Annotated in this window: 22 protein-coding genes and 1 tRNA gene; 18 read left to right on the forward strand and 5 right to left on the reverse strand. The window is 33.2% G+C overall.

Translation table 11 applies throughout. From position 1 onward, the window contains the following. The first annotated feature begins 14 nt into the window (after positions 1-14). Positions 15-2,180, forward strand: a complete 2,166-nt coding sequence (locus RH81_RS10090; RefSeq protein ID WP_033960319.1) for a carboxy terminal-processing peptidase — start codon at positions 15-17, stop codon at positions 2,178-2,180. A gap of 1 nt (position 2,181) precedes the next feature. Continuing rightward, the gene (locus tag RH81_RS10095) at positions 2,182-3,276 is read left to right on the forward strand and encodes an ABC transporter permease (protein ID WP_033960066.1); all 1,095 of its coding nucleotides are present in this window, start codon (positions 2,182-2,184) and stop codon (positions 3,274-3,276) included. Here the strand turns inward: RH81_RS10095 and RH81_RS10100 are convergent. Genes RH81_RS10100 through RH81_RS10110 form a run of 3 tightly spaced genes read right to left on the reverse strand, consistent with a single transcriptional unit; the run spans position 3,273 to position 5,493 of the window. Then, positions 3,273-4,079: a sulfotransferase family protein gene (locus tag RH81_RS10100; RefSeq protein ID WP_052172503.1), complete on the reverse strand. Its 807-nt coding sequence runs from the start codon at positions 4,077-4,079 to the stop codon at positions 3,273-3,275. The two genes, RH81_RS10095 and RH81_RS10100, sit on opposite strands and share 4 nt — an antisense overlap. 11 nt (positions 4,080-4,090) lie before the next feature. Beyond that, on the reverse strand, positions 4,091-4,699 hold the full coding sequence (gene yihA, locus RH81_RS10105; RefSeq protein ID WP_033960067.1) for a ribosome biogenesis GTP-binding protein YihA/YsxC: 609 nt from the start codon (positions 4,697-4,699) through the stop codon (positions 4,091-4,093). A 29-nt stretch (positions 4,700-4,728) separates the two neighbouring features. Further along, on the reverse strand, positions 4,729-5,493 hold the full coding sequence (locus RH81_RS10110; RefSeq protein ID WP_033960069.1) for an alpha/beta fold hydrolase: 765 nt from the start codon (positions 5,491-5,493) through the stop codon (positions 4,729-4,731). A 296-nt stretch (positions 5,494-5,789) separates the two neighbouring features. Here RH81_RS10110 and mraZ point away from each other — a divergent pair, with 296 nt between their 5' ends. From mraZ to RH81_RS10190, 16 genes are all read left to right on the forward strand, one after another. Next, positions 5,790-6,257 (forward strand): division/cell wall cluster transcriptional repressor MraZ, encoded by a 468-nt coding sequence (gene mraZ, locus RH81_RS10115; protein WP_033960070.1) that lies wholly within the window; start codon positions 5,790-5,792, stop codon positions 6,255-6,257. Further along, positions 6,244-7,140, forward strand: a complete 897-nt coding sequence (rsmH, locus tag RH81_RS10120; RefSeq protein ID WP_033960321.1) for a 16S rRNA (cytosine(1402)-N(4))-methyltransferase RsmH — start codon at positions 6,244-6,246, stop codon at positions 7,138-7,140. The genes mraZ and rsmH overlap by 14 nt, the downstream gene beginning before the upstream one ends. After that, positions 7,137-7,454 carry an FtsL-like putative cell division protein gene (locus RH81_RS10125; RefSeq protein ID WP_033960071.1) on the forward strand — a complete coding sequence of 106 codons (318 nt, stop codon included), beginning with the start codon at positions 7,137-7,139 and terminating at the stop codon, positions 7,452-7,454. The genes rsmH and RH81_RS10125 overlap by 4 nt, the downstream gene beginning before the upstream one ends. Before the next feature lie 58 nt (positions 7,455-7,512). Beyond that, positions 7,513-9,459, forward strand: coding sequence for a penicillin-binding protein (locus tag RH81_RS10130; protein ID WP_052172504.1), 1,947 nt, complete (start codon positions 7,513-7,515; stop codon positions 9,457-9,459). Continuing rightward, the gene (locus tag RH81_RS10135) at positions 9,459-10,922 is read left to right on the forward strand and encodes a UDP-N-acetylmuramoyl-L-alanyl-D-glutamate--2,6-diaminopimelate ligase (RefSeq protein ID WP_033960074.1); all 1,464 of its coding nucleotides are present in this window, start codon (positions 9,459-9,461) and stop codon (positions 10,920-10,922) included. The genes RH81_RS10130 and RH81_RS10135 overlap by 1 nt, the downstream gene beginning before the upstream one ends. A gap of 8 nt (positions 10,923-10,930) precedes the next feature. Then, the gene (mraY, locus tag RH81_RS10140; protein ID WP_033960075.1) at positions 10,931-12,172 is read left to right on the forward strand and encodes a phospho-N-acetylmuramoyl-pentapeptide-transferase; all 1,242 of its coding nucleotides are present in this window, start codon (positions 10,931-10,933) and stop codon (positions 12,170-12,172) included. Continuing rightward, the gene (murD, locus tag RH81_RS10145; RefSeq protein ID WP_033960076.1) at positions 12,173-13,504 is read left to right on the forward strand and encodes a UDP-N-acetylmuramoyl-L-alanine--D-glutamate ligase; all 1,332 of its coding nucleotides are present in this window, start codon (positions 12,173-12,175) and stop codon (positions 13,502-13,504) included. Between the two features lie 11 nt (positions 13,505-13,515). After that, positions 13,516-14,709: an FtsW/RodA/SpoVE family cell cycle protein gene (locus tag RH81_RS10150; RefSeq protein ID WP_033960077.1), complete on the forward strand. Its 1,194-nt coding sequence runs from the start codon at positions 13,516-13,518 to the stop codon at positions 14,707-14,709. Continuing rightward, positions 14,709-15,803 carry an undecaprenyldiphospho-muramoylpentapeptide beta-N-acetylglucosaminyltransferase gene (gene murG, locus RH81_RS10155; protein ID WP_033960078.1) on the forward strand — a complete coding sequence of 365 codons (1,095 nt, stop codon included), beginning with the start codon at positions 14,709-14,711 and terminating at the stop codon, positions 15,801-15,803. The genes RH81_RS10150 and murG overlap by 1 nt, the downstream gene beginning before the upstream one ends. Next, complete coding sequence (gene murC / locus RH81_RS10160) at positions 15,804-17,156, forward strand: UDP-N-acetylmuramate--L-alanine ligase (protein ID WP_033960079.1); 1,353 nt, start codon at positions 15,804-15,806, stop codon at positions 17,154-17,156. Beyond that, complete coding sequence (locus RH81_RS10165; protein WP_033960080.1) at positions 17,146-17,865, forward strand: cell division protein FtsQ/DivIB; 720 nt, start codon at positions 17,146-17,148, stop codon at positions 17,863-17,865. The genes murC and RH81_RS10165 overlap by 11 nt, the downstream gene beginning before the upstream one ends. A 3-nt stretch (positions 17,866-17,868) precedes the next feature. Continuing rightward, on the forward strand, positions 17,869-19,203 hold the full coding sequence (gene ftsA, locus RH81_RS10170) for a cell division protein FtsA (RefSeq protein WP_033960081.1): 1,335 nt from the start codon (positions 17,869-17,871) through the stop codon (positions 19,201-19,203). A gap of 67 nt (positions 19,204-19,270) precedes the next feature. Then, entirely contained in the window at positions 19,271-21,187 is a 1,917-nt protein-coding gene (gene ftsZ, locus RH81_RS10175) for a cell division protein FtsZ (RefSeq protein WP_033960082.1), read from the forward strand. Positions 21,188-21,333: 146 nt separating this feature from the next. After that, positions 21,334-21,780 (forward strand): GatB/YqeY domain-containing protein, encoded by a 447-nt coding sequence (locus RH81_RS10180; protein ID WP_033960083.1) that lies wholly within the window; start codon positions 21,334-21,336, stop codon positions 21,778-21,780. 6 nt (positions 21,781-21,786) lie between these two features. Continuing rightward, positions 21,787-21,860 (forward strand) — tRNA-Arg (locus RH81_RS10185). A gap of 500 nt (positions 21,861-22,360) precedes the next feature. Further along, the gene (locus RH81_RS10190; RefSeq protein ID WP_052172505.1) at positions 22,361-23,251 is read left to right on the forward strand and encodes a zinc-dependent peptidase; all 891 of its coding nucleotides are present in this window, start codon (positions 22,361-22,363) and stop codon (positions 23,249-23,251) included. Between the two features lie 3 nt (positions 23,252-23,254). Here the strand turns inward: RH81_RS10190 and RH81_RS10195 are convergent, their stop codons facing one another. After that, the gene (locus RH81_RS10195) at positions 23,255-23,851 is read right to left on the reverse strand and encodes a hypothetical protein (RefSeq protein WP_033960084.1); all 597 of its coding nucleotides are present in this window, start codon (positions 23,849-23,851) and stop codon (positions 23,255-23,257) included. 86 nt (positions 23,852-23,937) lie between these two features. Continuing rightward, positions 23,938-25,008 carry a nucleotidyltransferase family protein gene (locus RH81_RS10200; protein ID WP_152604817.1) on the reverse strand — a complete coding sequence of 357 codons (1,071 nt, stop codon included), beginning with the start codon at positions 25,006-25,008 and terminating at the stop codon, positions 23,938-23,940. Between the last annotated feature and the right edge of the window lie 4 nt (positions 25,009-25,012).

The following is a 25,012-nucleotide window of genomic DNA, read 5'->3' on the forward strand; positions in this document are numbered from 1 at the left end:
ATATGAAAAATATTATGCAAAGGAATTATAAATTATTGCTTTTGGTGTTACTGTTGGCATTTGCTTCATGCAGTTTTACATCTAAAAAGTTTGAAGATCCAGATAAAGACAAGTTAGTTTTTCAATTAGTGACATATCTACTTGATGAAATGCATTTTAATCCGAAAGACATTAATGACGATTTTTCGAAAGAGATCTTTGATGATTATTTAAAACAACTCGACCCTTTAAAACGTTATTTTTATGCGTCTGATATTAAAGAATTCGAAAAGTATAAAACGGATTTGGATGATCAGATCAAGGCTTATGAAGTTACTTTTTTCGACCTAACCTTTGATCGTTATGAGCAAAGACTGGCAGAGTCTAAAGAAATATATAAAGAGGTATTAGAAAATCCTTTTGATTTTACAATGGAGGAAGAGTTTTCTACAAAATACGAGGAATTGACTTACGTTAACTCTAAAAAAGAATTAAAAGAACGCTGGAGACATCAACTTAAATTTTCAACTATTGCTAATTATGATGATTTAATAGCACAACAGGAAAGAGATATTAAAAGAGTAAGTGAGTCTGATTCGGAAGATGATAAGGATGTTGATTTTACTAAAAAATCGCTTGTCGAACTTGAGAAGGAATCTCGCGGAATCACGTTAAAATCTTTAAATGAATTATATGAATACATGGAAGATAGACGAAGAAAAGATTTGCTATCAGTTTATGTAAATGCAATAGTGCGTGAATACGATCCACATACAGCGTATTATGAACCAGAAGATAAAGAACGTTTTGATGCTAGTATATCTGGTAAGTTTGAAGGTATTGGAGCTAGACTTCAAAAAAAGATGGATGTCATTACTATTATGGAAGTCATTGCAGGAGGACCAGCATGGAGACAAAAAGAACTTGAGGCTGGAGATCAAATCTTAAAAGTAAAACAGGAGGATGAAGAAGAACCTCTTAATGTGGTAGGTATGAGAACTAGTGATGCCGTTAAGTTTATTAAAGGACCTAAAGGAACAGATGTGACCCTTACTGTTAGAAAAGTAGATGGCTCAATTCAAGATATTACAATTACCAGAGATATTGTAGAAATGGGTGAAGTCTATGCTAAATCATCTACAGTTATTAAGGATGGAAAAAAATATGGTATTATTGATTTACCTGGATTTTATGTTGATTTTAATGACGTGAATAATCGTAATGCTGCTTCAGATGTGAAAATCGAAATTGAAAGATTAAAAGCTGAAGGTATGGAAGGTCTTGTTATAGATCTTAGAAATAATGGTGGTGGATCTTTACAGACCGTTGTCGATATGGCAGGATTTTTTATAAAAGAAGGTCCAGTAGTTCAGGTTAAAACATCTGGAGAACCAAAAGAAGTTTTGATGGATAGAGATAGATCTATAGTTTGGGATGGACCACTTGTTATCTTAGTTAATGAATCTTCTGCATCAGCTTCAGAAATTTTAGCTGCCGCGATGCAAGATTATAAAAGAGCAATTATAATTGGTAGTGATCAAACTTATGGAAAAGGAACTGTTCAAACTGTCGTAGATCTTAATCGTATGGTTAGAAACAATACGAGTGGTGATATTGGTGCTTTAAAATTGACTATTCAAAAATTCTATAGAATTAATGGAGGATCAAATCAATTAGAAGGTGTTAAAAGTGATGTTGTTATTCCAAATCGATACAGCTATATTGATATAGGTGAAAAGAACCAGGAGAATCCTCTGCCTTGGAGTCAAATTGAACCAGCGCAGTATGATGTTTGGGATAGCTATTTTGATTACGATACAACTATTGCAAAGAGCAAAGAACGTATGGCAAGCAATGAACAATTAAACCTAATTGATGAAAACGCTCAATGGGTCAAGAAAATTAGAGATAAGGAACTATTTTCTCTAAACTATAATGATTATAGAACGTCACTTGATATAAGTGAAAAAGAAGCGAAACGTTTTGAAGAACTTTCAAATTATCAAACGAACTTAACTTTTGAGTCATTATCTCAAGAGATAAAGTTAATGGAACAAGATTCTGTTTTAAGAGATAAGCGTGAGCGCTGGCATACAAGCTTAAGTAAAGATGTTTATATCGAAGAGGCATTGAATGTTTTAAACGACTTGAAAATGACGTACGGAATAAAATCAAAAGTTGCGACTTCAGTAAAGAATTAATATGAGTAATAATAGTGGCTCATTAACCAAATTAGCGCTTCAAAAGTTTAAAAAAAACTTTTGGGGCGTTTTAAGTTTTTGGCTCATTGTAATTATTGGTCTCATTTCTGTTTTTGCATATGTTATTGCACCAGACGATTCCCAAAATGCAAATCAAATGCATTTATCAATTCATTCAAAATCTCCTGGGTTTAAAGTAACTCTTTTGAGTGTGCCTTCAGAATTAGAAATTGAACAAAGTTTTGTGTCTAAACTTTTTTATGGAAAACTTAAGACGGACACCGAAATACCAATATCGAAACACAAAATTTATAATCAAAAATTAATATATACCGAATATGCATCAGACGGTTTAATTGGAGTAGAGAAATCAATTGATATAAGCCGTTTTACAAATAAAGATTATAAGGCTTTCATCAAAGAAAAGACCTTTATTTTTGGAACAGATAAATACGGAAGAGATTTACTAAGTCGAGTATTGATAGGTTCTCGTATTTCTTTTTTCATTGGTTTTATTGCCGTTTTTATTTCTTTAGTAATTGGTATTGTTATGGGAAGTATAGCTGGTTACTATGGTGGTAAAGTTGATGCCGTTATAATGTGGATTATAAACGTGACTTGGTCAATTCCTACATTGCTACTAGTAATAGCAATTACATTAGCCCTCGGAAAGGGGTTTTGGCAGGTGTTTATTGCAGTTGGTTTAACCATGTGGGTTGAAGTAGCTAGAGTAGTTAGAGGGCAAATAATAAGTGCAAAAGAAATGCAATATGTTACTGCGGCCAGAGCACTAGGTTTTAATGATTATAGAATTATAACTAAACATATATTGCCAAATATAATGGCTCCAATTATTGTGATTTCTGCAGCAAATTTTGCAGCTGCAATTCTTATTGAAAGCGGACTTAGTTTTTTAGGAATAGGAGCACAGCCACCCATGTCAAGTTGGGGAGCAATGATTAAGGATCATTATAATTATATTATTTTAGGAAAACCTTACTTAGCCTTAATACCAGGATTATGTATAATGATTTTGGTTATGGCTTTTATGTTAATAGGGAATGCGCTTAGAGATGCCTTAGATGTAAAAACCTAGTCTAACCAATGTGATAAATCTCTATTGGATAATTTCTCTATTTTTTGAATATCATCTTTGACACTATTTAAAATATAGGACTTAGTTTCTGAAGGTAAATTTGGTTTTCGATTTATGAAATCACGATTAAAATAGTTTTTAATAATAAATCCGACCTTTCTAATCTTTTCAAATACAGTTTTAGGATTGTCATATTTGTAATGTATGACTCTTCTATTGAAGCTTTTGTTAGTATCCAACACTTTTTTATTTACAGATATTCTATCAACACCTAAAAACTCAAAAGTAGAATCTAATACATGTTGTGGTTTAGAAATAAAATCTTCAAAAAATAGCATTAGTATATTGTGCTTTCCAAAATGACTAATATAAGGTTCAATTTGCATCGCATATCGAGTTGTATCAATATAGTGATTGTTAGAGGTTAAAGCTTTATTAATATTACTTATAGGCTCATGTCCTCGATTATAAGCGTGTATGTAGTGAGAAACAATACGATCTATTGGATGCCTCATCATATAAATGATTTTCATTTGAGGATTGTATTCAAAAACGTCTTGATGAATATTCTTGTTATAATGTGGAAATTTAGAATAGTTTGTGGAGCCTTCACCAAAAAGTTTAGCGGAATTTTTTTTAAACAATGAATGGTAATTATCTAAGTTGCCTCTCCAATTTTCATCACTAAAAAACTGTGGCTCTTTTGGATCGCTAAAACAAATATCAGGATGTTGTGATAGCGCATTACTTAAGCTTGTAGTTGCTGATTTTGCTGCTCCAATAAGTAAAAAATCTACAACCACTGTTTATGTAATTATCGCATTGTGTTAATCTGTTGATTTGTCTCTTCGATAAACTGAATTACTTCATCTCTCCCAATAGCTTTAGAAGATGAGGTTACAAAGTAAGGAGGTAATTCCACCCAATTCTTTAGGAGTTCCTGACAATATTCCTCAACGTTTCTTTCAATTGCCTTTGGCTTTAATTTATCCGCTTTAGTGAAAATGATAGAAAACGGTATTTCACTTACACCTAAATATTCCATGAATTCTAAATCAATTTTTTGAGGCTCGTGTCTTATGTCAACCAATACAAATGCTGAAGCTAACTGTTTTCTTTTCTCGAAGTAATTGGTAATAAACTTCTGAAATTTTCGCTTTGCAGTCTTTGAAACTTTAGCATAACCGTATCCTGGTAAATCAACTAAAAACCAATTTTTATTGATAATAAAATGATTTATTAGTTGTGTTTTTCCTGGTCTTCCCGAAGTCTTCGCGAGATTTTTATGGTTGGTAAGCATGTTGATTAAAGATGACTTCCCAACGTTACTTCTTCCAATAAATGCATATTCTGGTAGATAATCCTTTGGACATTTATCTACATCAGAATTACTTATAACGAATTCAGCAGTTTTAATAAGCATAAAATAAATTTTTCGCGAAAGCGATTGTATTAGAAATTACGGTCTTTAAGCCAAGAGTATAATATGTCGTTGAATTGTTCAGGATGCTCCATCATTGCAGCATGTCCACATTTTTCAATCCAAAATAAGTCAGAATCTGGTAAAAGTTCATTGAATTCTTTAGCAACTTCAGGAGGTGTAACAGTATCATTTTTACCCCAAATGATGCAAACAGGTAAAACCATTTTCGGCAAATCTTTTGCCATATTATGTCTTATGGCACTTTTTGCAATGGCAAGTGTTTTTATTAGTTTATTTCTATCATTGACTGTTTCGTAAACTTCATCAACAATTTCTTTGGTTGCAACCTCAGGATCATAAAAAACCTCTTGTGCTTTTTTCTTAATCACTTCATAGTCGCCACGCTTTGTGTAACCTCCACCCATTGCACTTTCATATAAGCCAGAGCTTCCTGTAATGATTAACCCTTTCACTTTAGCTGGATATAATTTTGTATGATAGAGACCAATATGTCCTCCTAGTGAATTTCCTAACAAAATAACTTCGTCAAAACCTTTAAATTCAATGAAATCATGAAGGTATTTTGCGAAACTTTTTACGTTTGTTTTTAATAATGACATCGAGTAAATAGGTAGTTCTGGAATAAGAACTTTATAGCCTTTTTCACTAAAAAAAGTAGTGACCGCATCAAAGTTGCTTAATCCACCCATCAGGCCATGTAAGACAATAATTGGAGTGCCTTCACCAACTTCAATATAACTGAATTCTTTTTCCTTCTTTAAATGATGCGCCATTAATTATTGGTCATTTTGTCAAAAACAAATATAGGTATTTCAATTAAAACTTTCCGATAATATTTCAACCGAACATAAATGAATGTTAATGAGATATTAACAATGCTTCTGGGATAATGAATTTATTTTTTAGCTGTCTGATTTTTAAATTTTTAGCCTCTGCAAAGGGTGGTAAAATAGTTGAAATAATACAGTTCATCGAAAATTTATTAACAAAAGTGGAGTAGAGTGGTAAAATGTGGGATAATTTTCGATATATTTGAATCTTAATCGCTAGTTGCGCTAAATCAATCAGTTTGAACCCATTAATTGGAACTTATGAATGCAAAGTGGATGCCAAAGGAAGGCTAATGCTTCCTGCTGCAATTAAAAAGCAGTTGCTTCCAGTTTTGCAAAATGGTTTTGTTTTAAAGCGTGCTGTTTTTCAGCCGTGTTTAGAACTCTATCCAATGAGTGAATGGGAAGTTTTAATGCAAAAGGTTAACAAACTCAACCGTTTCAAAAAGAAGAATAACGATTTTATACGTCGTTTCACTGCAGGTTTGAAGATGGTTGAGGTTGATGCTGCTGGTCGATTATTGATTCCAAAAGATTTAGTGGCTTTTTCAGGTATTGCCAAAGAAATTGTAGTGTCTTCTGCAATTAACATTATTGAAATTTGGGACAAGGATAAGTACGAGAAAGCTATTGATGATGCCACAGGTGATTTTGCTGATTTAGCAGAAGAAGTTATGGGACAAGATGATGACGATGGAATATCATAATCCAGTATTGCTAAAAGAATCCGTTGATGGTTTGAATATTAAACCTGATGGAGTTTATGTAGATGTGACTTTTGGTGGTGGTGGTCATAGCAAAGAGATTTTAAGCCAGTTAGGTCCTAACGGGAAACTGTTTGCTTTCGATCAAGATAAAGATGCTCTTTTAAATACTATTGATGATGATCGATTTACGTTAATCAATGAGAATTTTAGATTTGTCAGACGATTTTTAAGATTCTATGGTGCCAAAGAAGTCGATGGAGTTTTAGCCGATTTTGGAGTGTCTTCTCATCAGTTTGATGTAGCCGAACGCGGATTTTCAACACGATTCGAGGCTGATTTAGATATGAGAATGAATCAAGATGATGCCGTTTCTGCTTATCACGTTGTAAACGAATATGATGAAGAACAAATAAGACAAGTCTTATTTCAGTATGGAGAATTAAGACAAGCGCCAGCAATGGCAAAAGAAATAGTTGAAGAACGAAAAAATGGCGAGATAAAAACGAGCCAACAATTAAAAACTGTTTTGAAACAGTTTTTAAATCATAAAAAAGAAAATAAAGTATTAGCTCAAATTTATCAAGCGATAAGAATTGAGGTAAATCAGGAGATTGAAGCTTTAAAAGAGTTTTTATTGCAAACTCCAGAAATTTTAGTCAAAGGCGGACGATTGAGTTTAATCTCATACCATTCACTTGAAGACAGGTTGGTAAAACGTTTTATAAGAAATGGCATGTTCGAAGGAGAACCTGAACGAGATGTCTTTGGAAACTATGAAGTGCCTTTAAAAAAAGCAGGCAATTTAATTGTTCCAGCTAGAGAAGAAATAGCCATAAATAATAGAGCTAGAAGCGCAAAGCTTCGTATTGCTGAAAAATTATGAAAAAAAATATTTACAGCATTTTAAGAGGTAAATTTTTAGTGAGTGATGACTCCTTTAAAAACTGGAGAATCATCATTTTCATTTCTGTTCTAGCCATAATAATGATTGCAAGTTCGCATAGTGCAGATCAGAAAGTATATGAGATTGCACGACTTAAAAATGAAGTAAAAGAGTTAAGGTCAGCTTTTGTAGATGGCAGATCAAAATTGATGAGGATTAAAATGGAATCATCAATAATAAAAAAAGTAGCAGATAAAGGAATTGTAATATCAGAGATTCCACCAAAAAAAATAAAAGTAAAATCACAAGATTGAAATCGTGGCAACAACCGAAACTAACATATTAAACAGATTGTATTTCATAGCTGGATGTATGTTTGTCTTCGCTCTTGCGGTTGTTTTTAAATTGTGTACTATTCAATTTGTTCAAGGTGATGAGTATAGAGCTCTTGCCGAAGAGCGTACTGTTAAAAATCATGAAATCCCAGCTAATAGAGGTAATGTGTATTCTGCTGATGGTAGTTTATTAGCAACTTCTATTCCTAAATATGATATCAGACTTGATGTTGTTCAGCCCAAACAGGCAACGTTTAATAAGTATATTAAATCCTTGTCAGATTCGTTGGCAAACTATTCTGGCAAATCTTCAAGTTATCATCAAAACTCGATAACTAAGGCGAGATCTAATAAAAATAGATACTTCCTTTTAGCTCGTAATATTAGTTATTCCGATTACATCAGATTACGGAATTTCCCTATGCTTCAGCTTGGTGCTATTAAAGGCGGACTTATCGTTGAGCAAACAACTAGACGAGAACATCCAATGGGTGGAATCGCTGAGCGTACAATTGGGTATGAGCGTATTGATGAAGATGGCAATGTAACACGTCCTGGTATCGATGGTGCTTTTGGTGTAAAATATTTAAGAGGAATTAATGGTTCGCGTCTGAAACAGAAAATTGGTAATGGACAATGGAAACCTATTGTGGATTATAATCAAGTTGATCCTCAAGATGGTTATGACGTTTACACAACAATTGATGTTAATATTCAAGACATTGCACATCATTCTTTACTAGGTCAATTAGAAAAATACGAGGCTGAGCATGGATGTGCTGTGGTGATGGATGTTAAAACTGGTGAGATTAAGGCGATTTCAAATCTCGGAAGAAATAAAAATGGAAACTACTATGAGCGATTAAATTATGCTGTAGGAGAAAGTCATGAACCTGGCTCTACGTTTAAAGTTATGGCATTTATGGCCGCTTTGGAAGATAAGGTCATTGATACTTCTACTATTATAAATACGTTTCAAGGCACAAAGCGTTTCTACGGAAGAACAATTAGTGATTCACGTGGTCATGGTAAAATATCTGCTGCACGTGCATTAGAAGTGTCATCAAATATTGGTTTAGCCACTATAATCGATGAAGCTTATTCTAAAAAACCAAAAATATTCATTAATAGATTGAAGAGTTGGAATCTTCATGAGCCTTTAGGTATATCAATTATAGGTGAAGGAATTCCTGATATTGCTGAGCCTGGAAAAGCAAATTGGAGTCGAAATGCTTTGCCGTCAATGGCGTATGGTTATAATTTACAAATGACGCCTTTGCAGACTTTGACATTCTATAATGCTATTGCAAATGATGGCGAAATGGTAAAGCCAAGATTTATTAAAGCCGTAAAAGAGTTTGATAGAGAAATTGAAACCTTTAATAAAGAAGTAATCAATCAGAAGATTTGTTCAGATAAAACTTTGGGTGAAATTCGTGATATCCTCAAAAATATTGTCATTAGAGGTACGGGTTCTAGAATGTATTCTGAAAATTTTTCAATGGCAGGAAAAACAGGAACTGCAAGAACAGACTACAGTAATTATGAAGAATGGCGTAAGGATAGAAAATACGTGTCTTCTTTTGCTGGTTATTTCCCAGCCGATAACCCTAAATATTCTTGCATTGTAGTTATCCATAAGCCTAGTACTAAAGTTGGTTTTTATGGAGCTGATGTATCTGGACCAGTATTTAAAAGAATAGCACAAAAAATATATACAGAAACACCTTTGATAGATGAAGTGGAATCATTAGAAGTCGTCAATAATCAGGTTAATGAATCTTTTGAGGCCTACTACGATATTGCAAACACTTACAAAACGATAATGCCAAATGTTGTTGGCTTGCCTGCTATGGACGCTTTAGCCTTATTAGAAAATATGGGATTAAAAGTTAGCCTTGAAGGTGTTGGAGTGGTAAAAAAACAATCTATAAATAAAGGGGTAAAAGTAAAACCTAATCAAGTTGTTGTATTAAATATTTAATGGCAGAGTTAAAGGACATATTATATAAGGTTACTATCAATGCAGTTGTTGGAAGCACAGGTGTTGATGTTAATGCTATTCATTTTGATTCTCGAGCAGTTTCAAATGGTGATGTCTTTGTTGCTATAAAAGGAACAACAGTTGATGGTCATAATTTCATTCAAAAAGCAATTAAACTAGGAGCTATAGCTGTAGTTTGCGAATCGCTTCCAGAGAATTTGCAAAATGGAATTACTTATATAGAAGTTGAAAACACAAACAGTGCATTAGCTTTTATGGCTTCTAACTATTATGAAAATCCATCTGGTAATTTAAGATTAGTTGGTGTTACCGGAACTAACGGAAAAACTACCATTACAACGCTTTTATACCAGCTGTTTAAAAAAGCAGGTTATAAAGTTGGTTTGTTATCTACCGTGAAAATTATGGTTGACAATACTGAATTTAAAGCAACGCACACCACTCCAGATTCATTAACCATTAATAAGTATTTAAAATTAATGAATGATGCAGGTGTAGAGTTCTGTTTTATGGAAGTAAGCTCACACGGAATACATCAAAAGCGTTCAGAAGGATTACAGTTTGAAGGAGGTGTGTTTACGAATTTGTCTCATGATCATTTAGATTATCACAATACGTTTGCTGAATATAGAGATGTTAAAAAATCATTTTTTGATCACTTACCAAAGCAAGCGTTTGCACTAGTAAATATTGATGATAAAAATGGTTTGGTAATGTTGCAAAACACACAAGCCAAAACATTTACGTATGCTTTAAAAACGTATGCAGATTATAAAGCCCAAGTTCTTGAAAATGAATTAAGCGGATTGTTATTGAAACTCAACGATAGTGAGTTGTGGACTAAACTTATTGGAACATTTAACGCATATAATGTCGCAGCTATTTATGGTACTGCTGAATTGTTAGGCCTTGAAAAAGTTGAAATATTGAGATTGATTAGCGAATTAGAAAGCGTAAGTGGTCGTTTTCAATATCTGATTTCAGATGAAAAAATTACTGCTATTGTAGATTATGCACATACACCTGATGCTCTTAAAAACGTATTGGAAACCATTAATAGTATTCGAACTAAAAATGAAGAATTAATAACTGTTGTTGGTTGTGGAGGAGATAGAGATAAAACTAAGCGTCCAAAAATGGGACACATCGCTTCAGCTTTGAGTAATAAAGTGATTTTTACTAGTGACAATCCTAGAAGTGAAGTGCCTGAAACAATCATTCAAGACATAGAAAAAGGTGTTGAACCTCAAAATTTTAAAAAAATAATTTCAATTACAGATAGAAACCAAGCTATAAAAACGGCTTGCCAAATGGCGAGTTCTAATGATATCATTTTAATAGCTGGAAAAGGACATGAAACTTACCAGGAAATAAAAGGTGAACGATTTGATTTTGATGATTACCAAATAGTACAAGAATTTTTAAAGCAGTTACAGAAATAAATTAACCAATGTTATATTACCTATTTGAATATTTAGAACAACAGTTTCAGTTTCCTGGAGCAACACTCTTTGGGTTTCTAACATTTAGAGCTGCTATTGCAATGATTTTATCGTTGTTAATTTCTATAGTATACGGGAAACGAATCATACGTTTTCTACAAAAACAACAAGTAGGTGAAACCATTAGAGATTTAGGATTAGAAGGGCAGGCTCAAAAGGCTGGCACACCAACAATGGGAGGAGTAATTATCATCCTTGCCACCTTAATCCCTGTATTGTTATTAGCGAAACTAGAAAATGTATACATCATTTTACTGATAGTTACTACACTTTGGATGGGAGTCATTGGTTTTATCGATGACTATATTAAGAAGTTTAAAAATGATAAAGATGGTCTGAAAGGGCGTTTTAAAGTTCTAGGTCAAATTGGGTTAGGAATTATAGTTGGAGCGACATTATTTTTTCATAACGACGTAACTATTAAGGAAAAATTACCTGTAGAAGTACAACAAGAATTGCTAGCTGAAAACCCAAATATTTCACCTTTTAAGTTGTTTCAAGTTGAAGAGAAATCTACAAAAACAACAATTCCGTTTGTTAAAAACAACGAATTTAATTATTCAGATTTAGTAACATGGATCAGTCCTGATCTTGAAAAATATGCTTGGTTGGTTTTTATTTTAGTTGTGATTTTTATCATTACTGCAGTCTCCAATGGAGCTAATCTAACTGATGGGATTGATGGTTTAGCAGCTGGAACTTCAGCCATAATTGTACTCACGTTAGGGATTTTTGCTTGGGTTTCTGGTAATATCATTTTTTCAGATTATCTCAACATTATGTATATCCCAAGAGTTGAAGAAATTACTATTTATATAGCAGCATTTGTTGGAGCGTTAATTGGGTTTCTGTGGTACAACACATATCCAGCTCAAGTATTTATGGGTGACACAGGTAGTTTGACAATTGGTGGAATCATAGCAGTTATTGCAATTGCAGTTCGTAAAGAATGGCTAATTCCATTGTTATGTGGAATTTTCTTAGCAGAGAATTTATCTGTAGTCATGCAAGTAAGCTGGTTTAAATACACAAGGAAGAAACATGGTGAAGGACGACGCATATTTAAAATGTCGCCTTTACATCATCATTACCAAAAATCTGGATATCACGAAAGTAAAATAGTTACACGTTTTTGGATTGTAGGTATTCTATTAGCCATACTCTCAATTGTGACATTGAAAATACGATAAATGAAAAGGTTAGTGATTCTTGGAGGTGGAGAAAGTGGTGTTGGAACAGCACTTTTAGGGAAAGACAGAGGTTATGACGTATTTGTTTCAGACAAAGGAATAATTAAAGAAAAGTACAAAAAAGTTCTTTTACATAATGAGATTGAATTTGAAGAAGGTCAGCATACAGAAACTAAAATTCTGAACGCAGATTTAATCATGAAAAGCCCTGGAATTCCAGAGAAAGTTGCACTAGTAAAACAAGTTAGGGCAAATGGTATAAAGGTCGTTTCTGAAATTGAGTTTGCTTCAAAATATACTGAAGCTACTTTGATCGCAATTACTGGCAGTAATGGTAAAACAACAACTGCTAGTCTAACACATCATTTGCTTAAACAAGAATTAGATGTTGGGTTGGCAGGTAATATTGGTGACAGTTTTGCTAAGCAAATATTGGAAAAAGATTTTCCAAACTATGTGCTTGAAGTCAGTAGTTTTCAGTTGGACGATATTATAGATTTTAAGCCTAAAATCGCGATTTTACTGAATATCACGCCAGACCATTTGGATCGATATGATTGCGTTTTCGAAAACTATATCGCTTCAAAATTCAGAATTATAGACAATCAAACCAAAGAGGATTATTTCATTTATGATGCCGATGATGTAGTCATCGAATCTTGGTTAAAACAACATTCTATTCAATCAACATTATTGCCATTTTCACTTACAAAACAAATTGAAAATGGCGCGTATTTGGACAAAGACAATATAAAAATAACAATAGATAACAATCAGATAATTATGCCAACAGCAAATTTAGCATTAGAGGGAAAACACAACATTAAAAATGCAATGGCTGCTTCAACAGTGGCTCACTTATTAAGAATAAGAAAGCAGACCATTCGTGAAAGTTTAGAGAATTTTCAAGGTGTTGAACATCGATTAGAGCATGTGCTTAAAATTAATAAAGTCCAATACATAAACGACTCAAAAGCGACAAATGTAAATGCTACCTACTATGCCTTAGAAAGTATGGATGCTCAAACAGTTTGGATCGTTGGAGGAGAAGATAAGGGCAACGATTATAATGAGTTGTTTCAGTTTGTAAACGAAAAGGTAAAAGCTATCATTTGTTTAGGAGTTGATAATGAAAAGCTCATGAATAGTTTTGGAAACATGGTAGATGTTATTGTTGAAACTCAATTCATGAGTGAAGCAGTAAAAATCGCCTATAAAATTGCAGATGCTGGAGAAAACGTTTTGTTGTCACCCGCTTGTGCAAGTTTTGATTTGTTTGAAAACTATGAAGATAGAGGTCGTCAGTTTAAAGACGCTGTAAGAAACTTATAATAAATTAAGAAGTGCAGACACTATTTAAAAACATAAAAGGAGATCGATTAATATGGGCAATTGCTGCTTTATTGGCAATTTTCTCATTCCTTCCTGTGTATAGTGCTGCGAGCAATTTAGCATATGTTGGAGGTTCCGGGAATACCTTTGGGTTTTTTATCAAGCATTTTATGCACCTCTTTTTAGGATTTGCAATTATGTATGGTGTACACAAAATCCCATATCGTTATTTCAGAGGACTGTCAATGGTGATGATTCCAATTGTTTTGGTGTTGCTTATTGTAACTATGTTTCAAGGCACAACTATTGATGGTGCAAATGCTAGTAGATGGATACAAATTCCTTTTGTTGGGATGTCGTTTCAAACATCAACTTTAGCAGCTGTTGTCCTAATGGTATACGTGGCTAGATATTTATCTAAAATTCAAGATAGGAAGGTGTCATTTGTAGAGACATTATTGCCACTTTGGGTTCCCGTTTTTTTTGTTTTGATACTGATATTGCCAGCCAATTTCTCTACGACCGCTATTATGTTTTTAATGGTTATGGTGTTGGCGTTTATTGGAGGTTATCCGATTAAATATTTAGTGGTAATCATTGGTACAGGAATTTTGGCCCTTTCGCTTTTTGTACTAGTAGCAAAAGCATTTCCAGATGCTATGCCTAACCGTATTGATACTTGGATGAGTAGAGTTGAAAACTTTGCAAACGGAGAAGATACCGAAGGTGATTATCAAATTGAAAATGCTAAAATAGCTATTGCTTCAGGCGGAATTCAAGGTAAAGGCCCAGGTAAAAGCACGCAGAAGAACGTGTTACCACAGTCTTCTTCAGATTTTATTTTCGCGATAATTATTGAAGAGTACGGATTAATTGGCGGTTTGTTTTTATTGGTGATGTACTCTTGGCTATTGTTTAGAATTGTAATCGTGTCACAGAAGTCAGATACAATTTTCGGGAAGTTATTAGTCTTAGGTGTAGGATTGCCTATAGTATTTCAAGCGTTAATTAACATGGCTGTTGCAGTAGAATTATTTCCAGTTACAGGACAAACATTACCATTAATAAGTAGTGGAGGAACATCGATTTGGATGACCTGTTTGGCTATCGGAATCATATTAAGTGTAAGCGCAAAGCGTGAGCAATTAAAAGAGCAAGAAATTAATGAAGATAATCCGCTTGAGATATTGAGCGAAACGATTTAATGAGTAACTATAAAATCATATTGTCTGGTGGAGGAACAGGAGGTCATATCTATCCTGCAATCGCTATTGCAAATGAGTTAAAATCTCGTTTTCCAGATGCTGAATTTTTATTCGTTGGAGCTTCAGATCGCATGGAAATGGAGAAGGTGCCTCAGGCAGGATACGAGATTGAAGGTTTGTGGATTTCAGGACTTCAACGTAAGCTGACTTTGAAGAACTTAATGTTTCCTTTTAAATTGTTGGTTAGTTTATTACGCTCTAGAAAAATAATAAAGACGTTCAACCCTAATATTGCTATAGGCACTGGAGGTTTTGCGAGTGGTCCATTATTGAAAATGGCAACCTCTAAAGGGATTCCAAGTTTAATACAAGAACAAAACTCATATCCGGGAATTACCAATAAGCTTTTAGGTAAAAAAGTAGATACCATTTGTGTGGCCTATGAAGGTCTGGAGAAGTTCTTTCCAAAAGAAAAAATAGTATTGACAGGTAACCCAATTCGCAAAGACTTGCTAGATGTCGAGAATAAACATATTCAGGGAAAAGATGCTTTTACATTAATTCATAGTAAGCACACGCTTTTGATTTTAGGAGGAAGTTTAGGAGCTAGACGAATTAATGAATTGATAGAAAGTAAACTAGAGTATTTTAAGTCGCTAAATGTACAGCTGATTTGGCAATGCGGGAAACTATACTATCAACAATATAGACAATATAATAAGTTAGAAAACGTACAGGTTCATGCCTTTTTAAATAATATGGATATGGCTTACGCAGCTGCAGACGTTATTATTTCAAGAGCAGGAGCGAGTTCTGTATCCGAGCTTTGTGTCGTAGGAAAACCAGTGATTTTTATTCCTTCTCCTAATGTAGCCGAGGATCATCAAACGAAAAACGCAAAATCTATTTCAGATAAAGGAGCAGCTGTTCTGATTAAGGAAAGTGATTTAGATGAGCAGTTTGAAAATGAATTTTCAGAAGTGTTGAATTCAAAAGAGAAACGAGAAGATTTAAGTAAGCAAATAAAAGAGTTAGCATTAGTAAATGCTACAAAAGACATAGCAAACGAAGTGGAAAAATTGTTAAAACAATAAATGAGTTTAAAGCACACAAATAACGTTTATTTTATTGGAATTGGAGGCATAGGTATGAGTGCCTTAGCACGTTATTTTGTGGCTAAAGGGTTAACTGTTGGCGGTTATGATAAAACCAAAACTGATATTACAAATTCATTAGAAGAATTGAATGTTTTTATTCATTTTGAAGACAATGTAGATTTAATTCAAGACACATTTTTAAATAAAGAAGATACACTTGTTGTTTATACACCTGCAATCCCACAAGATCATACTGAATTAAATTACTTTAATTCAGCGGGTTTTGAAGTTTTAAAGCGCTCAGCTGTTCTTGGAGAAATTACTAGACAAACATTCTGTTTAGCAGTAGCTGGTACACATGGAAAAACTACAACAACAAGTATTTTAGGTCACTTGCTTAATGCATGCGATGTGAAAGTTACAGCGTTTTTGGGTGGAATTAGTGAAAACTATAATTCTAACCTTATCCTTAATGGAACGGATGTCACAGTTGTTGAAGCTGACGAATTTGATCGTTCATTTTTGACACTATCTCCAGATTATGCTTGCATTACATCTATGGATCCAGATCACTTAGATATATATGGAGATGCTTCAGAACTAGTTAAATCTTTTGAGGATTTTTCAAAGAAAATTAAACCAAACGGAAAACTATTCGTTAAAAGAGGATTGCCAATAAAAGGGATTACCTATGGCATCGAAGACGATTCAGATTATTCCGTACAAAACATAAAAATAATAAATGGTAGCTATGTATTTGATGTAAAAACACCAAATGCGCTACTCGAAGATTTTAAATTTAGCCTACCTGGTAGACACAATCTGTCGAATGCTTTAATTGCCTTGGCGATGACTGTAGAATATGGAATCCCTAAACCGCAGCTCGCCAAAGCTTTAGCATCTTATAAGGGAGTTAAACGTAGATTTACCTACCAGATTAAAAGTGAAGATTTAGTATTTATTGATGACTACGCACATCATCCAGAAGAGATAAACGCAGTGCATCAAGCCGTTAGAGAAATGTACCCAACTAAAAAAGTACTAGCTGTTTTTCAGCCGCATTTATTTAGTAGAACAAAAGATTTTGTTGACGATTTTGCAAAGAGCTTATCGCGTTTTGATGAGGTTATACTTTTAGATATTTATCCAGCAAGAGAATTGCCGATTGAAGGAGTAAATTCAGAATGGCTTTTAAATAAAATAGATAATGATTGTAAGAAGTTAATTCAAAAATCAGAATTAATTCAACATATAAAAGAATCTTCAGCACAAGTAATTTTAACAATTGGAGCTGGAGATATAGGAGAAGAAGTAAAACATATTAAAGAAGCATTGAGCATTGCGAGTTAATTATAATTACATAAAGGTCTTTTTATTAGCGCTACTAGTTGGCTTTCTATTCGTGTTTTCATCGTTTAGAAATTCTACTAGAACCGTGAATACGCCATTGATACAATTTGTTGGTAATGATAATCTATTCGTTACTCAAGAGACTGTTAGTAAATTGTTAATACAAAATCAAGAGAGTGTTACGAACAAGCCTAAAGATATTATAGATTTGAACGCGTTGGAGACTGCCCTAAATTCCAATCCAATGATTAAGCATGCGCAAGTGTTTATGAGTGTTGATGGCTCAATCACTGCAAATATTGAACAAAAAAAACCTATAGCAAGAGTTAGTACAAATGCTTCCTATTACATTGATGATCAAGGCTCGTATATGCCTTTATCAACGAATTACACTGCACGTGTACCTTTAGTAACTGGAGCAATTGAAAAAAATAACTTGTCAAATGTATTCACTATAGCTAAAAAAGTTAAAGGGGATGAGTTTTTGAAAAAGCACGTTGTTGAGATTCATCAAAATGAAGATCAATCAATCGATTTGAGATTACGTGATAATGATTTTAAAGTCCATTTAGGAAGTTTAGAGTTATTGGACAAAAAAATTAATAATCTCAAAGCGTTTTATTTGAAAGCAATAAAAGATAAAGCATTAGATAATTATAGCGTAGTGAATTTAAAGTTTGATAAGCAAGTTATTTGCACCAAAAAATAAGTAATGGAGAACAATAAAATTTCAGTAGGATTAGATATCGGAACCACAAAAATTGTGGCTATGATTGGTCGTAAGAACGAATACGGAAAGGCAGAAATTTTGGGTATTGGTAAATCCAAAAGCTTAGGTGTGCATAGAGGTGTTGTAAATAATATTACACAAACTATACAATCAATTCAGCAAGCTGTTCAAGAAGCAGAAGCTGAGGCAGGATTAAAAATTGAAGATGTAACTGTTGGTATTGCTGGTCAGCATATTAGAAGTTTGCAGCATAGTGATTATATCACAAGAGCAAATTCTGAAGTAGTTATTGATGAAGAAGATATTGATCGATTAATTAACCAAGTTCATAAGCTGGTAATGTTACCAGGAGAAGAAATTATTCATGTACTTCCACAAGAGTACAAAATTGATGGTCAGCCAGAAATTAAGGAGCCTATTGGAATGTATGGAGGACGCTTAGAAGCGAACTTTCATGTGGTTGTTGGTCAAGTATCATCGATTAGAAATATTGGTCGCTGTGTGAAAAGTTCTGGTTTAGAATTGGAAGGCATCACATTAGAACCATTGGCATCAGCTAATGCTGTTTTAAGTCAAGAAGAAAAAGAAGCAGGAGTAGCCTTAATTGATATAGGTGGCGGAACAACTGATTTAGCTGTTTTTAAAGATGGTATTATTCGCCATACAGCTGTAATTCCTTTTGGAGGAAATGTTGTTACTGAAGACATTAAAGAAGGTTGCTCAATAATTGAGAAACAAGCAGAATTACTTAAGATAAAATTTGGTTCTGCATGGCCAGGAGAGAATAAAGACAATGAGATTGTGTCTATTCCGGGTTTGCGAGGTCGTGAACCAAAAGAGATTACTTTAAAGAACTTATCTAAGATTATACACGCAAGAGTTGTAGAAATCGTGGAACAAGTTTATGTTGAGATTAAGAATTACGGTCACGAAGAACAAAAAAAGAAATTAATTGCTGGTATTGTATTAACAGGTGGTGGAAGCCAACTAAAACACTTAAAGCAATTAGTAGAATACATAACAGGAATGGATACCAGAATTGGCTATCCTAATGAGCATTTAGCAGGAGATAGTGATGATGATATTGCTAGCCCATTATTTGCGACAGCAGTTGGTTTGGTAATGGATGGCTTAAAACGTCAAGAAAGAAGACGTGTTGAAAAAGAAGTTGAAGAAATGGAGCTTGCTATGGAAGAGCATTCTGAAGAACATTCAACTCAAGAAGAAGAACGCATTCAGCAACCAAAAAAGGAACGTAAATCGTTCTTGGATAAACTAACTGAGCGTGTCAAAGATTTTTTAGACAATGCTGAGTAGCCAAAGAATTAAATCTATTGAATAAAACATATATAGTACAAAACAACAACCAGTAAAAAGAATATTTATGAGCAACAACATTGAATTAGCAGATATTGCATTCGATTTGCCAAAAAACCAATCAAACGTTATCAAAGTGATTGGAGTTGGTGGAGGTGGAAGTAATGCCATTAATCACATGTTTCAACAAGGGATTAAAGGTGTTGACTTCGTTATTTGCAATACAGATGCCCAAGCGTTACAGAATAGTGGTGTCCCAAACAAGATCCAATTGGGAGTGAATTTAACCGAAGGGTTAGGAGCAGGAGCAAATCCTGAAGTAGGAGAACAGGCAGCCGTTGAAAGTCTAGAAGATTTAAGACGTATGTTAGGTACTAATACAAAAATGGTATTCATCACAGCAGGAATGGGTGGAGGTACAGGTACTGGGGCTGCACCAATTATCGCCAAACTTTCTAAGGAAATGGATATTCTAACTGTTGGTATTGTAACGATGCCATTTCAGTTTGAAGGAAAAATGAGAAACGAACAAGCCGCAAAAGGCATTGACACACTTCGTTCTCATGTTGATTCTTTGGTTGTAATCAATAATAATAAACTTCGTGAAGTTTATGGTAATCTAGGATTTAAAGCTGGATTCTCTAAAGCAGATGAAGTACTTTCAACGGCTTCACGTGGTATTGCAGAAGTGATTACTCATCACTATACGCAAAATATTGATTTGCGTGATGCTAAAACAGTTTTAAGTAATAGTGGAACTGCAATTATGGGTTCGTCTACGTCTTCAGGTAAAGCTAGAGCGCAAGAAGCGATTATGAAAGCCTTAGACTCACCATTATTAAACGATAATAAAATTACAGGAGCCAAAAACGTATTGTTGCTAATCGTTTCTGGGTCTCAAGAAATTACTATTGACGAAATTGGAGAAATTAATGACCACATTCAAAACGAAGCAGGTCATGGTGCAAACATTATTATGGGTGTTGGTGAAGACGAGTCTTTAGAAGAGTCTATCTCTGTGACTATTATCGCTACTGGTTTCGATATAGATCAACAACATGAGATTTCTAATACAGAACAAACGAAAGTAGTTCATGCTTTAGAAGACGATAGAAATGATGTATATGTGAAAGAAAGTGATCCGGCAATTATAACTCCAGATATCGTTCTAGAAAATGATGAAGCAGAACCAGAGGTGGTTGTTCATACATTAGTAGAAGACGAAGATTTGGATGCTGTTGTTGAAAGTTTTGAAACAGATCTAATCACAACTACAGAAATTATTAAAAATATAAATGTAGTATATGATGAAGTCTTAGATCATGTAACTAAAGAAGAAGAGTTTATTATAACTCCTGTTCAAGAAATTGAAGAAGAGATTATAGAAGATGTTGAAGAGGAACAAATTACATTAACTTTTGACTTACCATTATCTTTTGGACAAGAAGAAGAGGAGACGATCGAGGTTGAAGAAAAGACCGTTTTTGAACTAGAAGAAGTAAAAGATTTAGATGTTACTGATCATATTGAAATTGTGCCTGTAACAGAAGCTAATGAAGATGGAGAGACACGTTATGCCCTTGATGATTTTATGACGTATGAGTCTTCAATTAATGAAACGAAAACGAAAGTTCAACCAGAAGTAGAAGAAGAAATTGTATTTGAGAAAAAGACTCTTGAATCTGAAGTTTCTGAAGAAGAGGTAAGAGAAGAGATTGATCCAATGAACAGTCCAATTTCTGAATTGCTTAAAGAAAGAGCTGATGAACGTAGACGTAAGATGAAAGATTTCAATTACAAATTCAATACAGCTAAAATTGACGAAATTGAAAAAGAACCTGCATATAAAAGACAAGGTGTGAGTTTAGAAGAATCTCAACATTCTTCAGATACCAAGGCTTCAAGAACTTCTGTTACTACTGATGACAACGACGATATTCAATTAAGAAGCAATAATTCATTTTTACACGACAACGTAGATTAATAGCAAATTTAGTTTAGTGTTTTACACTTTGTTAAACCCGAAAAGTTGAGATAAACTTTTCGGGTTTTTTTATGCTTTAATGCTATTAGACCGACTAAATACATCTAGTTTTTCCTATCTTCGCAATCTAAATTAAATACCACATTATGAGTTTGCAAAATAATATAATGACTGCTATGAAGGCAGCAATGAAAGAAAAGAATCAAGTTGCTTTGGCAGCATTGAGAGCTGTTAAATCTGAATTATTATTGGCACAAACCTCTGGTTCTGGAGAAGACATAACTGAAGATGAAGAAATAAAAATTCTATCTAAGTTGGTAAAACAACGTAAGGATAGTGCAGCTATATTTGCTGAGCAAAACCGAAATGATTTAGCAGATCCAGAGATAGCTCAAGCTGCAATTATTTCTCAGTTTTTACCTCCCCAATTAAGTGAAGCAGAAATTGAAAAAGTTGTTTTGGCTACGATTCAGCAAATTGGAGCAGAAGGGATGAAAGACATGGGGAAAGTCATGGGTATGGTTAATAAGCAATTAGCTGGACAGGCTGATGGTAAAACCATTTCAACCATTGTAAAGGAGAAATTATCATAAATTAAAGGCCTCGTAGTTCAACTGGATAGAATATCAGATTTCGGCTCTGAGGGTTGGAGGTTCGAATCCTCTCGAGGTCACGAATAAATAGAAAACTTCTGTGTTAAATCAGGCTTGCTTGAATTTATAATCAGAAGTTTTCTATTTTCAAAGCGGAGCTCTGAGGAAAAGCGAAATTTATTGAGCTAATCCTAGTATTTTCAAAGCAGAGCTCTGAGGAAAAGCGAAATTTATTGAGCTAATCCTAGTATTTTCAAAGCGGAGCTCTGAGGAAAAGCGAAATTCATTGAGCTAATCCTGGTATTTCAAAGCGGAGCTCTGAGGAAAAGCGAAATTCATTGAGCTAATCCTGGCATTTCAAAGCGGAGCTCTGAGGAAAAGCGAAATTTATTGAGCTAATCCTGGTGTTTCAAAGCGGAGCTCTGAGGGAAAGCGAAATTTATTGAGTTAATCCTAGTATTTCAAAGCGGAGCTCTAAGGATATGAAAATTCATAAATAACTCTAAATACTACAAATTTTAGTTTATCAATTAAATAGCAATACTATTAAGAGAAAAGGTCTTTTCACTATATTTATACAATGCTAAATGCCCTAATTCTATTTTTTGCACTTCAAAAGGACAATGAGGATCCAATAATATTTCAGGGAGTCTTTTTTTTTCTTGCTAGCCTGCTTGCTGCAGGTATCGTTCTACTTGTTATAAATAAGACGTTTTATTTCTTTGAAATGGCTTATGTTGAGTACGTTAATAAACGTTTGTTTTTCACTCATTTATATATTAATAAAAAGACACTTTCTAAAGATCACAAGTCTATTCTGAAACAAAAAATTAAATTTTATAATAGTTTATCACTAAAACATAAATCCTATTTCGAACATAGGGTGTATAAAACAATAAATCGTACAGAATTTATTGGTAAACAATTGTTTGTTAGCGATGAAATGAAGGTTGTGATTTCTGCTACATTAGTTAAACTTACTTTTGGCTTAAGAGATTATAAGATTGATTCTGTAGAGCGTATTCTGATATACCCAGAAGAGTTTTATTCTCAAACTAATAAAGCTTATCACAAAGGTGAATTTAATCTAGGCTATAAAGCTTTAGTGCTTTCTTGGAAAGATGTTTTACATGGTTATCACATTGAAGATGACAACCTCAATTTGGCAGTCCATGAATTTATACATGCCATTCACTTTTATTACATGAATGTAAGGAAGCGAAGTACGAGCTCTGCTATTTTTTTAGATTCGTATTATGAGCTTACTGAGGATTTAAACAATAATGCTAGTTTAAAAGAAGAATTGGTGTCTTCAGATTATATAAGAGACTATGCTTTTACTAATCAGTTTGAATTCTTAGCAGTTATTATAGAGACCTTTATAGAAACACCACAAGAGTTTAGATCTGAATTTCCAGATGTATATAAAAAGGTAAAAGGAATGCTTAATTTTAACTTTAAAGGCTATTGATACTTATAGTTTAAAAACTACTTGTAACATATATTGAAAGTGGTTGTTATCAAATTGTCTATCCTTTGCATGAACTGCAAATTTTCCAACACCTTGAAGTCTTATTCCAATATCATCAGAAACCCAAACAGTACCTCCAAGAGCTAAATTTCCAGAAGTGTTCACTTCGTCAATTGTGAAAATTCCAAATCCAGCACCAACATAAAGATCTAACCAATCAACATTTAAAAGCACATCAGAGAAATAGTATTTAATATACGTATTAGTAGAAATATAAGTGTAATCTTCTTTTAAAATTCCACCATCAATTTCTTCCCCTTTTTTATATCCATTAAAGGTTAAATCTTGTTCTAATGAAAAAGTCTTTGACCATCTATTTTCAATAGCTAAAGCTAAAGGGTTTCTAAATTGAAAGTCACCTAAACGTGAAAAAGGTTGTCTCTCTCCTAGGCTTCCAATAGCATTTACACCAACACTAAGTTTCCATGGATCCTGTATTTCTTCTTCTGCAGTATCATATTTAGTATCAGAAGTCGTTTGTGATTGAGCATCAAAAGAAAATAATGACACTAAGAATAAAAATAATACTATATTTCTCATGGTTATAAAATACGTTAACTCAAATATATGCTTTAAGCTCTAATTTACAAAGAAACAGTAAACATATTACATTTAAAAGTAATGACTTAAGATTTTTTTAATCCTGAAAATCCAATTATTCTTTTATAATCTTTAAAAAGATCTTTTCTATATCTTTTATTATTAATAAAAGCCCATATTCTACTCGTGAACAAGGCCTTAATGAATTGAAAATTTCTTAAAACATAATCAATAAATTTTCTTAAAAATGGATGCTTTAGTTTTATTAAAAAGAGATTATTTATAAATGCATTAGATTCAAAAGAATTCAAATCACTGAAGAAAAGTTTGGCGATTGAGAAATAGTTTTTAAAATAAGCTGGTTTAAATGTGTCGTCAAATTCTAAATTTGTTTTTCTTTTAAGGATAAGTAGATCATAAATAGATTTAAAACTTATTTTGCTATACATATATCCTGAATCATTTGCCTGGAAATTTAAAATTGAATGAAACAATAAATGCTTATCTGATGGTACGTAAATGTCTTGAACGGACTCTTTGGTGTCTAAAATTTTATTAGTGTTTAAAATGCCTTTATAAGTTTTTGATAACACTTTTTTATGAACTTCTACAGCTGCTAAATTTACATCAGATTGGAGTCTTGGTAAATGCTTGTGGTCAAAATACCTTGAGCTAATGCCTTGAGCTGTGCCGATATAGTTGTTATCTATAAGTAATTGATATGTAGTCTCCATTTTAGTCTCATCAACAAGAATATCAATATCTCCTAACATTCTTTCGCCCAAATCCTCATAATAATTCTTAACTAATAGTGCACTCCCTTTTAAAAACACATGATCAATCTTGTTTGTTCTTAAAATTTTTGAAATTTGACTAATCTCATCTTTTAAAGTTTCATTTCTATTTCTATTAATGGTTGTAATTTCCTCTAGATATAATGCTAATTCTTCAGGTATATAAGCTAATAAATTCTTTTGTTTTAGCTTACAATAACAGGTTGTTAAAACTAGGTAATCACTAGCTATAAAAACAAATTTTTCCCAATCGATAGCATTAGAAGTCATCTTATATTGTAAGGCTTCAATTGAGTTTTCAAAGCCCAATATATCTGCAATTACTTGGAGAGTATATTTATATGAATTTTTTTGTACAGACAATAGT

The organism is Psychroserpens jangbogonensis (assembly GCF_000797465.1).
Classification (GTDB): Bacteria; Bacteroidota; Bacteroidia; order Flavobacteriales; family Flavobacteriaceae; genus Psychroserpens; species Psychroserpens jangbogonensis.